A 12792-nucleotide genomic window follows, 5' to 3' on the forward strand; every position below is an offset into this window, starting at 1 on the left:
CAATTAAGAGGAGTAAGAAATACCGAGTTCTTCCTATTTAGACTCGAAAAATTATTTGCTTAAAAAAGCAAAAACCCAGAAAATGTTCTTGATCCCAAAAAACCCCGTAAATCCTAGGATCTCGGGGTTTTTGATTGAGTTTGATACTCAAAAAGTGGAGTCGGAGGGAACGACCTAAATTTGAGTTTTATAGTGTTTGCAGGGTCTCCAAAGGGGCAAATTTTATTGGTCACCGAATTGGTATCGCTTTAACAAACTTTAACGTTTTGACTCAAGATTTCCAGATATTCTCAGCTTAAAACACATCATTCTTCTCTAAAATAAATTAAATATTATATCAGCTGGAGATCTTTCATTATGGAAACCAAATGAGGATTTGTGTTGGCATTGAATTCATCTCTCAAATCTTTTAATCTTTTTTCAATCGCACTTTTACTGCTGGGTTTTATATGAAGAATTTTTAATTCCTCTTGCATTTGATCCTGGGTAAGTCCGTTAGATAGAAATTTCACGATATTGATCTCAAAATCGTTTAGAACTAATAAATTATTTTGGTTTAAAGCCTTTTCTATTGTTGGGGAATTATAAGTTTCCCCTTTCCATAGTTTTTCGATCGCTATTTTTAGTTCTTTTAATCCCCTGCGATCTTTACAAACATAGCCGTCTATATTACCAGATTCCCATAATTCTTTTACTGTTTGGGGATGATCTTCAATAGAATTTACAAGAACTTTAAGATCGGGATATTCAGATTTTAAGAGGGCGATCAATTCTTTTCCTGATTTGATCTTTTCATCCCGATGATCTTTTTTAAATGATAGATCGCAGATAAGTAAATCAAAAGGTTCGTTATTTAGAGAAGCTTTTTTGGCCAAAAGCCAGGCTTTGTCACAGTATTGCGCGTGAGTTATTTCCCGAATATTCAATTCATTTAAAATAGATGCTACAGCGTGATTAATGCTGTCCATATCTTCTGCAACTAATACCTTTTTAAACATAGCCTTAATCTATATTGGAATTTGGATGAGAATTTTTAATCCTCTTTCCTGTTCGGTCTCAAATTTAAGTTTTCCATTTATAGAAAAAATACGGTTTTCCATATTTTGAACCCCATTCCCTGATATTAAGCTTTCTTTTTTAACTCCAATCCCGTTATCGGAATATTGAATTTTTAATAGATTCTTTTCAGAAGAAAATATAATCGCCACCAAACTTGCTTTGCTGTGTTTATTCATATTGATCATGATCTCCTGCAACACCCTATAAATCACAAGCTTTTTCTCGATATTTAAATCATTCCAGGCAATGCTTTTTTCACCGCTTAAAATAAGCCTGGCATCTTTAGGACAAATTGAAGAGAGTAATGCTACGAGTTGATCGAGGTAGCCCTCACCGGTATTAATTTCATTGTTTTCCCTGGAAATATTTCGGGTAAGCTTGTAAATGTGTTCAATTCTGTCCATCGTTGCTGCAGGTGCAATTGCTTCCAAACTACTCATCACATTATAAACGTCATTGGCCAACTCATCGTGAATTTTTTTGGAAATTCTGGTTTCCGTTTTATGGGTTTCGCGAATCTTTTCTTTCAAGTGCTTTTGTCTCAGGTAGAAAAATCCGAATCCACCAGATACTATAAGTAATAATCCTCCAAGGGAGAGAATGATGATTTGACTCTTAAGTTCTTCTTTTTCCAGTAGTTGTTTTATTTTTTCAGCCTCAAGATTATTAATTTCTTTTTGCTTTTGTTCCTCATCGAACCTAATCTTAGCGAAGAGATTTTTTGACTGAATATTTTCAGCTTTTATACTGTCATTAAGCTGTATATAACGATTAGATAAATCCCTGGCTTTTTCTAAAGAAGAAAGTTGAATTAATTTTTCTATAGCGGTAAGCTCGGCATTCTTACTATTAATATTCTTAGCGGTTAATAGTAAGCTATCGGCATACAGTTTTGAAATTTGGGAATCTTTATTTCGGTAATAATCTCCAAGATGATCATAACTGGCTAGAAGACCATTCTTATCATTCTGTTTCCGCCTAATATTCGTAGCTTCCAGTAGCTCGTCCCTGACTTTGGCCGAAGAATCCTGTAACCATTTTGTATAGGCAAGATTATCCACAAACCTGGCTTTAGAAAGAATACTTATTGAATTGGATCTTTCGATAATACTTTCAAAAATTTTTATAGCCTCGTCGTATTTTTTTTGATCCTGAAGAGCAAGCGCAATATTATTCAGGTTGCTCAGGCTATCTCTAGTTGTAACAGCATAGTTAAGGGCATTTTGCCATTCGGTTATGGCATCCTGATAAAATCCCTGGTTACGGTAGGCAGTAGCAATGGTATTAAAAGCGCTGCTTACAAAGGTAGAATCTTCATCGGCAAGATACCCTAAAGCCTCGGTGGCAGTTTGCTGAGCCCCGGTATGATCGGTCAATTGGCTTTGTGCAATGGCCATTTCCGAAGTTCTTCGCCCGGCATTGGCAGTGTCGCCAATTTTTAAATAGAGTTGCCGCCCAGTATAAGCATATTCAAAAACTTCCTCATCGCTATTTAAGTAATCAAAAATTGCAGATTTCCTGTAGTATCCTTTTGCAATATAACTTGAATCATTTTGTGCCTTAGCGGTATTTATAAGAGAATCTGAAAAATAAAGCGAGCTATCATATTCCTTTAATTTTATATGATAATAAATTTTATAGTCCAGGAGATCGGGAATTAGGGTATCATTTTTATCCGTGTTGCTTTGAAGTGCATTATTGAAATTAGCGATCTTATCCCTGATTTCTTTAGAATTTTTTCCCTTTTCAAAATAGGTAAATGAAGAATCTGTCCTGGTTTGTTCCGAAGGCTCAGAAGACATCTTTTCGTTGCTGCAAGAGGATAAAAGCAGGAAACATAAAATACAATAAATATGAAGAAGGGGGCGTGGGTTCATAAAGCGAAAATAAATAAAAAAAGCCGCTAAAAAATAGCGGCCTGGCTGATTATATTAATTACCGTTGTCTGATGTATTGTAGATGGATAATTGTATTTTTTTCATTTTAATTCTCTCGCGTCATAGTTTGGCGTCCTTTCCTTTCATCTTTGAAAATATAAGTAGCGAAGTTAATTGCTTCGTGTTGTTTAATGTTAAGAATAGATCCGCTTCAGTCTGTGACTTTTCCAATATGTAGGGGTAAAGGAAAATTAAAGGACGAAGCGGAATCTTATTCTGATTTTAGAACTGAAAGTAAATTACTATGAACTATAAGAATAATAAGGAGCCTAAATTTCTACCGGGATTTAATTTAAGCTCACTTTTTGATAAGTGGGGTGATTTGGATATAGATACGCTGTTTATTGGGTATTTTGGAAAAGTACCCAGTCGGTATTCTTACCAGGAAGTAAATATGGAGGAATTTCATTTAGCTTTTCCTAAGCGTTTTCAGGATTATATTTTAGGATATCACTTTAAGAAAGAGTCAAAGAATAAAGACTTTAAAAATGACTTTGTATATGTAATGGACAAGGAGATCTTAGTAATTCAAGATAGTGATGAAATATATATATTATTCCAAAACGAAACCTGTGAGTTATTAAGTGATATTATAGATTTTACCAAAAAATTAATCATAGAAGAAAAGAATAAATCTTCTATTAATTTAATAATAAGTCAACCAAGAGGCCTGGATAACAAGAAAATTAACTTTGAAAAGCCTGAAATTGATCTCTCTAAAATGTACAATGATGATTTTGAAACTTTTCATGATCAAATTATTCAAATTCTTGGAGAAGAAAATAAAAGCGGGCTTCACTTACTTTACGGTAAACCCGGCACTGGAAAAAGCACCTACATTCGATATTTATGTGGTTTATTAAAAAAGGAAATAGTTTTTCTACCGGGGGAAATGGCCCAGAATTTAGACAATGTAGCAATGATTAGATACCTGATGGGAAATGCAAATTCGATACTTGTAATAGAAGATGCTGAAGAACTGATTGTTTCCCGGGAAGGTCAGCGCAATTCCAATCTTTCAATGATACTCAATATTACCGACGGAATTTTGGGGGAGTCCCTGGGCATCCAGATCATCGCAACTTTTAATACCGATGTGAGAAATATAGATCCAGCTCTTAAACGAAAGGGCAGGCTGAAATCGGCATACGAATTTAAAGCCTTACCTGGAATAAAAGCTACTACATTGATTAAGGAGCAGGGGATAGATTATAATGTGACAGAAGCAATGACTCTGGCCGAAATTTTTAATATAACTGAGGAGGAGCAATATAAAGTGCCAGATCGAAAAGCTGTAGGGTTTAAGTAAGTATGAAAAAGTTATTTCTAGATGATATTCGTATTCCAAAAATGGTATATGATACAATTGAAGCCAAGGATTTTATTGTGGTAAGGAATTATGCTGATTTCGTAAAGTACATAAAACAAAACGGTCTCCCGGATTTTATCAGCTTTGATAATGATCTGGGATTGGATGAAAATGGAGAAGTAGCCCCGGATGGATATGCAGTAGCCAAGTGGTTAGTATACGAATCGAATTTAGATCTTCGTGAATTACGTTTTAAAGTCCATTCTGCCAATCCTGTTGCGGCGTAGCAGATTAGGGGATTATTGAGTAACTACATTAGATTTTTAAAGCAAAAGTAATTGAGGGATATACTAATAAACTATAATAGGTAAATGAAATTTTCCGGATGATAGAATCGCAAGGTGCAGTTCTGTCATTTTTAATTTTTAACGACACATATTGACGCTTTTGTGTTGTAGTTTTCCAGTTTTAATAACTTAATTGAAAGTCTTTTAGGTTTTTAATCGTTAAAGATCTTTATTATGCCAATGTCAAATAATGGCTTTAAGTGGAGGCCAAATGATAATTCTGCAGTAACCAATCTTCAATATACTATGGAAGCGGAGAAATGGGTGAATGCGGTTTCTTCAGCACAAAGGAAAACCCAGCCCCGATCTGTTGAAAAAGATTTTTTATTCATCGGGATGTTATTTCAATTAGTCTTATGTGTTCTTTTACTTGTTCTTCTTGGAATTTTGCAGCTTTTAAAAGCTTTAGTGCAGTTTATAGAAACGAGTTTAATAAGTAAACCTGCTTCGAAAAAAGTAAACAAGAATATCTATAAGGAATACGAAGAAGGGCCGGTGATGAAAGTTTGGAATATTGACAATTCTGAAACAAAATACCCTTCAGGTTGGCAATTAATCTTCTGGACGAATTATGGAACTTTGAGAGACATTTGGAAGTTTCTGTTTCTCTTTACTGGAATTTTCGCCATCCTGGTGGTGGTTCTCTATATCTTGAGCCAGTGGATTCCCAATCATTTTAAAGTTAACCAGGGAACTCTCATTTTTGCAGCGGGTGTAAGTTTATGGAATACCTTTATAGGAATGGATGATTAAATAAAAGAATATTGTAATTAATTAATATTCAATGGTATTGGAATTAATTCGATAAAAAATGCGGATTTCCATAATAAATCCTTAAAATTAATTTTATATTTAACAAGATTTTAAGTCCCTACCCTCAAAATCGCCAAATAACTAAACCAGAACATGAAACCTGCTTCAACCTATTCAGAAATTTCTGAAGGAGCTCTTCTTTTGCATCAACAAATCGTAGGGTTAGCAAAAGAAAATCCTGAAATCCAATCCTTATATAAAGGCTGTCAATTGCTGTTCAGTCCGCTTTTAGAGCGACCAAAAATCCTATTAATCGGGTTTAACCCCGGATCGGGATATTACAACTGGCACGGAAAGATTGTGGAAGAGTTCCAGCCGATGAAGGCTTTGGAATATTACCTGAATACCCATCCTTTAGCAGATCAAACAAAATCATTATTCCGTCAAGCAGGGATGGAAGAGGATCTGCAATATCATACTGTAAAAACCAACTTCTACTATTGGGCCACAGATAATGTAGCCGATTTCAATCGGCTAATGCAGCTACTTCCTGAAGAATTGAGCACGAAGATCTTTCATCAGGCTCGGGTGTGGACAAAGCAATTAATTGATGGTCTTCAGCCCCATATGATTATTGCTGAAGGCTTTAAAGCTTATGATGAGATCGCTGTTCTTTTTCCTGAGAAACTGCAAGAGGAGAGTTCGGGATCTGTGAGATCATTTGTGACTCCGAAAGGGTTAAAGGTGCTTGGATATAAGAGGAATCAAGGGAGTATTATAGGCAAGGAGGAGGTTGTAAAATCCTTATTTGTTTTTGAGTCGACTAAAATTGGAAATCATAAAGTAATTAGCAAATATCATGGCAACATTTGAAATTAAAACCAAACACTCCATAAATGTGAAAGGAGACTATATAGATGGCGGACTTGCGATACAGATCAGCTCCATGTTTGCCAATCCCTTAGATGAAAAGGAGAAGGTTCATAATGCATTTATGAGAGTGCATGGGGTGGATCTAAAGACTGAAGGATATTTGAATACCGGTTATTTAGAATATAAAAAAATTTGATTTGAGATAACACGGGAAATATTCTGAAACTGAAATAAACTAAATAAAAAACTAAAAATGAAAAAAATAGATTATTTAATAAATGCTGCTAATTTTCTGAAATTGAATGATGTCTTGGCGGAACTGGATTATATAAAAAACCGATTAAATTCCGAAACTTCAGAATTGATATTACCTATAGTGGGTGAATTTAGTTCAGGGAAAACAACCTTTATAAATAAACTAACAGAAGGGAAAAAGTTAGAGACCGCCTCTAAACCAACAACTTCAGTTATTTACGAAATCTATTTTGGCAATAACGAGGAAAAAGCAGAAATCATTTTTGAAAATGAGGAAATAATAACTGTAGAAGATGTTGCTTCTATAAAAAATGACCAATTAGAAAATGTAAAACGGATTAAGATTTATGATACAAGTAAAAATATTGAGAGCAATACGATATTAGTTGATACTCCTGGACTATCATCTAATGATCCTAAGCATTTAGAAGCTTTAAGCAGTTATTTACCTAATGCAGATGCGATATTTCTATTTTCAGATGTTAATCAGCAAATAACCAATTCACTTTTAGATTTTGTTCATACCAATAATCTACTTCATCTACCACTATATTTAGTACTTACCAAAGTAGACACTAAAACGGAAGAAGAGGTTGCAGGTGTTAAAGAATATATTTCAAAACACATCAACCTAAGTATAGATAATATTATTTGCATTTCATCTGAAAAACACGAATTAGGAGAATTTCATCATTTAATGCGTAAAATTCAAGATGATAAAAAAAATATCATTAATAAAGCTCTTGACTATCGGCTTGAAAATGTAGCAGAGTATCTAAAAACATACATCCAAAATTTAATTCAGAATGCAAATTCAGATTCCAGCATTGAAGACGAAATTAAATCACAAAGGAGAAAGCTAGAAAGAACACTTGAAGCTATTGATAGTCTAATACAAGATATTCACAATGGCATTAATGATATAGAATATGATGCCGTGCGGCAATTTGAAAAGTATGTTTTCTCAAAATTGGATTCTTTGATTATAAAGAATAGCGAGAATATAGATGTTCAAGCAAGAATTGTAATTAATAGCACTGCCAATTTAGTTTTTGCTAACTATCAAAACGAAATTAAAAGAAAACTTTTCTATACAGCTTCACAAATGAAGCATTCACAACTGGAAATACCGTTAAGATCACTTGAAAGTATAGATTTCTCAGGCACCAATCTTGGGGAACTGTCTTACGATATGAAATTATCAGAAGCAGGTTTAGGTACGGTCAAGGGTATAACAACAAGTATAAAAATAGCCGCTGTTATTGGTGCTGTAGTAGTTACAGCAGGAATTGCCGCTGGCGCAGCAGGGGCCGGAGCAGCGGGAACAGCTGGCGCTGCAGGGGCGGGAACAGCAGGAACAGCTGGCGCTGCAGGGGCAGGAACAGCAGCAGCTGGCGCGGCAGGGACAGCTGGAGCAGGTTTGGCTACTGCAGCTACTACTGCGACAGGTCTTGGTGCCGCAGGCAATCTGGCAAGTAAAGCGGGTACTGTCATTAGTACAGTGGATACGGTTAGTGATATTGCAAGTATTCAATCAAATAGAAATACCAGGAAGAAGATACTAGAACAAGCTCGCAATAGTGGCAGGTATTTTAAAGAAGTTCAACAGAACATAAAAACCTACGATGATTACAACAACAAGGCCGGACAAATGATAAATCCTACTCAGAAGCTTGGTTTCATGGAAACAATAGTTGGATCTGCTACTGATGGCATTGTTGGTAAACCTGAAAGAAAGAGAATAATTAATAGTTATCTGAGGAATCATCTTAATCCAGAGTTTAAAAATAAGCTATCAATTATTTCTGATGATTTATTAAGAGACATACAGGTTTCCTTAAATCAAGAAGCAGAGACAATAATTATGCAGCTAGAAGAACACTTGTTGGAATTAGATAATCAACGTAAACATGAAAAAGAAGAATTTAATATTTATATGGATTCTTTAAACCAATATAAAGAACAGCTAACATAGTAGGATGGAGATAATTCAGTTAATTCTAGCTGCGGCTGTTGGAGGCGCATCAAGCTATTTATATTTTCAAAAAAATAATAAAGCTTTAAAAGAAGACCTTCATAAGGTTAATAGGGAACTGTCGGAGACCAGAATCAGAAGCTCCCAAGAATTTAAGGATTTGGAGGCTCAATTACAATCAAAAATAAAAGAATTAAAAAAATCGCGAAAAGAGACTGAAGAATCTGAAGATATACTTCATGATTTAAAGGGTGAATTTTCTAAGGCTAAAGAAGTCAATAAATCTTTAAAAGAAGAAATAGTCAAGCTCACTTCATCCATAAGAGAGTATGAAATGCTTTACAACGCCAAAAAAGATGAAATAGAAAAACTGAAAAATTGAATATAGTAACTCCATTTAATATTCTCCTTATGGATAATACAACAATAATATTTTTAATAATAGCAGTTCTTTCAGGTGTCGGATTAACATTAATTTATCTTTCGAGAACCAAATCGAAAAGTATAACTCCTACAGACGCTTTATCTCTAGATTTCAGATTAAAAGAGGAATTAGATTTAAAAGAAAATAATCGTACTACTGTATATGAGCAGAAAGGGGTAGACGACAATGAACTTAAAAAAGAGGATTCCCAATTAAGAAGTCGACTTGAAGAATTAGAGGAGGAAGTAGCTGATTTAGAAGATGAGATCTCAGAATTGGGAATTAGAAATAAACGTATCAAGGAAGAAAAAGATGCTTTAGATGACAAGATTTACCGGTTAGAAAAAGAAAAAGGAGAAATATTAGACGTCAAGATGGAAAACGAAAAAAAACTTGACGAAATAATAAAACTTAATTGTACTCAGAAGGAAAGGTTAGACTTCGTAAGTGATCTTTTAAATGCTCATAATGCAACTAATGAAGAATTTCAAGAGAAAGACCATAAAACCTGGGAGATTTTCTCTTTTATAGCAGATAACCTAGGTCCCAGATTATCATTTTTAAATAACAATATTATTGATGACAATTATTTTGAAAAATGCTGGAACTGGCGGAATCAGGAAATTAAAACCTGGATTAAAAACAAGAAAGTAGTAGCAATTGTTGGGGAATTTTCGGCAGGTAAAACTTCTATAGTTAATAGGATATTAAAGCAAGACGATCCAAACGCCCTCGAGTTACCTGTGAAATCAACCGAAACAACAGCGGTGCCTACTTATATTTCACAGGGAAAAGATTTTAACTGTCAATTTTATTCCTCCTCCGGGGATTTAAAAAACATTTCTTCAACTTCTTTTCAGAAAATTACGAAGTCTGTAATTGATGATATGAATATATCATCAATTGTAAAATATTTTGTGCTTTCGTACAAGAATGAAAACTTATCAGATATTTCAATTTTAGATACTCCAGGATTTAGTTCTACAAGTGAGGAAATTATCAGCAAAACAACAGAAGTAGTAAAGGAGGCGGACGCTTTATTCTGGGTTGTTGATGCAAACACAGGAGAAATAAACAATAGTTCAGTAGACGTTCTAAAAGAAAATCTTAATGGGGTGCCCCTTTACATTATTATAAATAAGTCGGACACAAAAAGCCAAAGTGATTTAGAATCTTTAATAGAAAAGGTTGAGGAAACTTTAAACAGAAATGGAATAACTTACCAAAAAGTAATACCGTTTTCTAAAAAGATGAAGGCAGATTGTTTAATCGACATTCTTAATTCCGTTTCTCCAAGGGAGAATCCAGATATAATTTCTGAATTAATAGAACAAATTGACTGGACCTTAATGAATGCCAATAGGGAACTAAAAGAATTAAAATCTGCGCAAATTGATTTAGAAAATCAGGTGGCAAATAAAAAACAAATCCTGGAAAACTTAATTTCAGATATTGACCATTCTGTTGAAGATATAGAGCGAGCGGTTGAATTTAAAGATTCCTTTTGGGGAGAAGATTACCATAAAATTTCTAAAAGCAATTACAAAAAATTTGAAAACGGGAAAAATAAAATTGTCTCTTCTAATAGCCATTTGCCAGCCTCCATTAATGAATTTTTTGACATTCTACACTTGCAATCAGAAAATAGAGAAGCGGTATATGAGCAAAAAAGTAAAATTAGAAATCTAGAAGACGCAAAAAAGGATTTTGAAGAGCTTATAAACTATTATAATCATTTGCAGAATACAGGGATTCTTAAATTAATAAATCAATAATGACTGAAAATATATTTAAAACTATAGCAGACAAAAAAAATAATTTTAAAAAGTTTGCGCAAAAGGCTCTTGAATTTGAATGGATAACTCAGGAGGAGTTCCAGACTATAAACCTGAAGCTGGAAAATGATGTCCTGACAATAGGAGTTATTGGCCAAATGAAGTGTGGCAAATCCACATTGTTAAATGCTCTCGTATATGGAAAGGAAGTCTTACCTGCAGCAACTACCCCTATGACGGCTTCACTTGCTATTATAACTTATGGTGAGGAAAAAAAAATAGAAGCTGAATTCTACAATTCAAATGAATGGGAAGAATTAAAACATTTAGCAAAAAGGAATGTTGACGATGTAGAGCTTGACGACAACTTAAAATCTAAAATAAAAGCAGCAAAAGAAATTGTAGAAAAATCCTATAGTATAGGTTCTGAAATTCAAAATCTTTTGAACACAAAACAAGAAGCTGATTTTAATAATTTGATTGACTATGTAGGGGCTGATGGAAAATACATTTCCATCACAAAAGCAGTTAAAATCTTCATGCCTCTGGACTATTTAAAAGGGGTTGAAATTGTTGATACACCAGGTTTTAATGACCCCATAGTTTCCAGAGAAGAGCGCACTAAAGCTTTTCTGGCCAAAGCAGATGCTGTAATAATGCTGCTATATGCTGGTAGAGCATTTGATTCTGTGGATAAAGACATAATCTTCAATCAACTACGAAAAATTGGAATAGGTAAATTATTGATAGGGGTTAACAAGTATGATGTATGTATAGAAAATGAATCAGAAGCTGAAATTATTAGTAATGTAAAAAAACAACTAAAACTAGCAAGTAAGGAGTTTAATAATAATTCAATAGCTGAATTAGTAATGGAAAAAGATCCTCTATTATTATCAGCGAATATGGCCTTGATGGCTAAAATGAATTTTGAATCAATTACTAAAGATGATAAGCATTGGGGGTTCTATTATAAACAAGCCTCAGATATATTTGGAATAAGTAGCCAACAAGAAATGCTCAAAAAAAGTCTATTACCTGAATTTGAAAAGGCTCTAATGGAAATCATTTTTGAATCCAAGGATGATATTTTATTGAAAAAACCGATAAACTTAATTAAGCAAAAAGGAGAAGGTAAGCTTAATGATCTGGTTAATCACCATACACAAGTGCGAAATAGGCTCACAGTCCTTAATAAACCTGATAGTGAGCGTGAGCAATTATTAAAAGACACTAAAAGGTCTGAGAAAAAAATTAAAAGAAAGGTTGACAATTTAGAAATTGAGATTGAGGAAGTGCTTAGATATGGCGTAAAAGATTTAACCCGTAAAACAAAAGATTTAATTTATAATAGTAAAAGGATTTGCAAAACGATCATCAACGATCATGGAGTTGTTATAAAATCAAGAAATTTACACGAAAAACTATACTCAGAGATTGAGGACCTTGAAATAGAGTCAGAAAGATTATTTGAACACGCTAATAAAGAACTAAACTTAAAATTGAAAGCCGAAATCAACAAATTTATAAGCGATGTTGATGAGATTGCAGAAAAATACGACGAAGACTTTGACGTACAGGAGTATATAACGTCATGTAAAGAGGTGCTGCAGAAAGATGTCATCAAATTAGATTTCAATGATTTATTGCCTATTTCTGAGGAGAGTCAAAATGAAGGTTTTCTCGATAAAATATTTAAAGTAATGGGTGAATTAGCATCCTTTGGAGGAGTGACTACTAATATTGCTATGGGCAAAAGTCTGGCTATTGATTGGGTTGATAACATTTATTCTTACTTTGACCTAAATATTATTGAAAATGAAATAAAAGCAAATGGAGTTGAAATTGTAGAAGAGATAAAAACTAAATTTTTGAAGGATCTTCTTTCTCCAATAATTTGCCAATTGGAAGAAATTGAGATAGAAGTAAAAGACAGAAAAGCTGAAATTTTGGAGAAAGAAGAAAAAGTAAAAGAGCTCGAAACTGAAAAAAATAAGGTAGAAGAGGAAATAACGGAAATGCAGTTCATGATGTAGTTACTGTGCTGCCTAATACCAAGTGCCAATGGCATCATTAGAGAAGTAC

General features: G+C 33.7%; 11 protein-coding genes. 9 read left to right on the forward strand and 2 right to left on the reverse strand.

All coding sequences use genetic code 11. The annotated features are described in order from the left end of the window. Positions 1–332: 332 nt before the first annotated feature. Both I6U50_RS13365 and I6U50_RS13370 read right to left on the reverse strand, forming a co-directional pair. On the reverse strand, positions 333–998 hold the full coding sequence (locus tag I6U50_RS13365; RefSeq protein WP_198639203.1) for a response regulator: 666 nt from the start codon (positions 996–998) through the stop codon (positions 333–335). 9 nt (positions 999–1007) lie between these two features. Further along, complete coding sequence (locus I6U50_RS13370) at positions 1008–2861, reverse strand: sensor histidine kinase (RefSeq protein ID WP_232805945.1); 1854 nt, start codon at positions 2859–2861, stop codon at positions 1008–1010. 379 nt (positions 2862–3240) lie between these two features. On the opposite strand from I6U50_RS13370, the gene I6U50_RS13375 reads away from it, so the two are divergent. From I6U50_RS13375 to I6U50_RS13415, 9 genes are all read left to right on the forward strand, one after another. Then, a complete protein-coding gene (locus tag I6U50_RS13375) occupies positions 3241–4305 on the forward strand; it encodes an AAA family ATPase (protein ID WP_198639205.1) in 1065 nt (354 codons plus the stop codon). A 2-nt stretch (positions 4306–4307) separates the two neighbouring features. Next, positions 4308–4592: a cyclic-phosphate processing receiver domain-containing protein gene (locus I6U50_RS13380; RefSeq protein WP_198639206.1), complete on the forward strand. Its 285-nt coding sequence runs from the start codon at positions 4308–4310 to the stop codon at positions 4590–4592. Between the two features lie 234 nt (positions 4593–4826). Beyond that, positions 4827–5405 carry a hypothetical protein gene (locus I6U50_RS13385; protein ID WP_198639207.1) on the forward strand — a complete coding sequence of 193 codons (579 nt, stop codon included), beginning with the start codon at positions 4827–4829 and terminating at the stop codon, positions 5403–5405. Positions 5406–5558: 153 nt separating this feature from the next. Continuing rightward, entirely contained in the window at positions 5559–6278 is a 720-nt protein-coding gene (locus tag I6U50_RS13390) for a hypothetical protein (protein ID WP_198639208.1), read from the forward strand. Next, complete coding sequence (locus I6U50_RS13395; protein ID WP_198639209.1) at positions 6265–6474, forward strand: DUF6140 family protein; 210 nt, start codon at positions 6265–6267, stop codon at positions 6472–6474. The genes I6U50_RS13390 and I6U50_RS13395 overlap by 14 nt, the downstream gene beginning before the upstream one ends. A gap of 57 nt (positions 6475–6531) precedes the next feature. Beyond that, positions 6532–8508 carry a dynamin family protein gene (locus I6U50_RS13400; RefSeq protein ID WP_198639210.1) on the forward strand — a complete coding sequence of 659 codons (1977 nt, stop codon included), beginning with the start codon at positions 6532–6534 and terminating at the stop codon, positions 8506–8508. Positions 8509–8512: 4 nt separating this feature from the next. Further along, entirely contained in the window at positions 8513–8890 is a 378-nt protein-coding gene (locus I6U50_RS13405) for a hypothetical protein (RefSeq protein WP_198639211.1), read from the forward strand. A 29-nt stretch (positions 8891–8919) separates the two neighbouring features. After that, entirely contained in the window at positions 8920–10707 is a 1788-nt protein-coding gene (locus I6U50_RS13410) for a dynamin family protein (protein ID WP_198639212.1), read from the forward strand. After that, on the forward strand, positions 10707–12743 hold the full coding sequence (locus I6U50_RS13415; RefSeq protein WP_198639213.1) for a dynamin family protein: 2037 nt from the start codon (positions 10707–10709) through the stop codon (positions 12741–12743). Before I6U50_RS13410 ends, I6U50_RS13415 begins: the two co-directional genes overlap by 1 nt. The last annotated feature ends 49 nt before the right edge of the window (positions 12744–12792 follow it).

It is taken from the genome of Salegentibacter maritimus, from assembly GCF_016236975.1.
GTDB lineage: Bacteria > Bacteroidota > Bacteroidia > Flavobacteriales > Flavobacteriaceae > Salegentibacter > Salegentibacter maritimus.

What these genes read in the sequence shown, in the direction of transcription:
- I6U50_RS13365 (WP_198639203.1), bottom strand. Translation starts at nt 998, where the DNA reads ATGTTTAAAAAGGTATTAGTTGCAGAAGATATGGACAGCATTAATCAC.
- I6U50_RS13370 (WP_232805945.1), bottom strand. Translation starts at nt 2,861, where the DNA reads ATGTCTTCTGAGCCTTCGGAACAAACCAGGACAGATTCTTCATTTACC.
- I6U50_RS13375 (WP_198639205.1), top strand. Translation starts at nt 3,241, where the DNA reads ATGAACTATAAGAATAATAAGGAGCCTAAATTTCTACCGGGATTTAAT.
- I6U50_RS13380 (WP_198639206.1), top strand. Translation starts at nt 4,308, where the DNA reads ATGAAAAAGTTATTTCTAGATGATATTCGTATTCCAAAAATGGTATAT.
- I6U50_RS13385 (WP_198639207.1), top strand. Translation starts at nt 4,827, where the DNA reads ATGCCAATGTCAAATAATGGCTTTAAGTGGAGGCCAAATGATAATTCT.
- I6U50_RS13390 (WP_198639208.1), top strand. Translation starts at nt 5,559, where the DNA reads ATGAAACCTGCTTCAACCTATTCAGAAATTTCTGAAGGAGCTCTTCTT.
- I6U50_RS13395 (WP_198639209.1), top strand. Translation starts at nt 6,265, where the DNA reads ATGGCAACATTTGAAATTAAAACCAAACACTCCATAAATGTGAAAGGA.
- I6U50_RS13400 (WP_198639210.1), top strand. Translation starts at nt 6,532, where the DNA reads ATGAAAAAAATAGATTATTTAATAAATGCTGCTAATTTTCTGAAATTG.
- I6U50_RS13405 (WP_198639211.1), top strand. Translation starts at nt 8,513, where the DNA reads ATGGAGATAATTCAGTTAATTCTAGCTGCGGCTGTTGGAGGCGCATCA.
- I6U50_RS13410 (WP_198639212.1), top strand. Translation starts at nt 8,920, where the DNA reads ATGGATAATACAACAATAATATTTTTAATAATAGCAGTTCTTTCAGGT.
- I6U50_RS13415 (WP_198639213.1), top strand. Translation starts at nt 10,707, where the DNA reads ATGACTGAAAATATATTTAAAACTATAGCAGACAAAAAAAATAATTTT.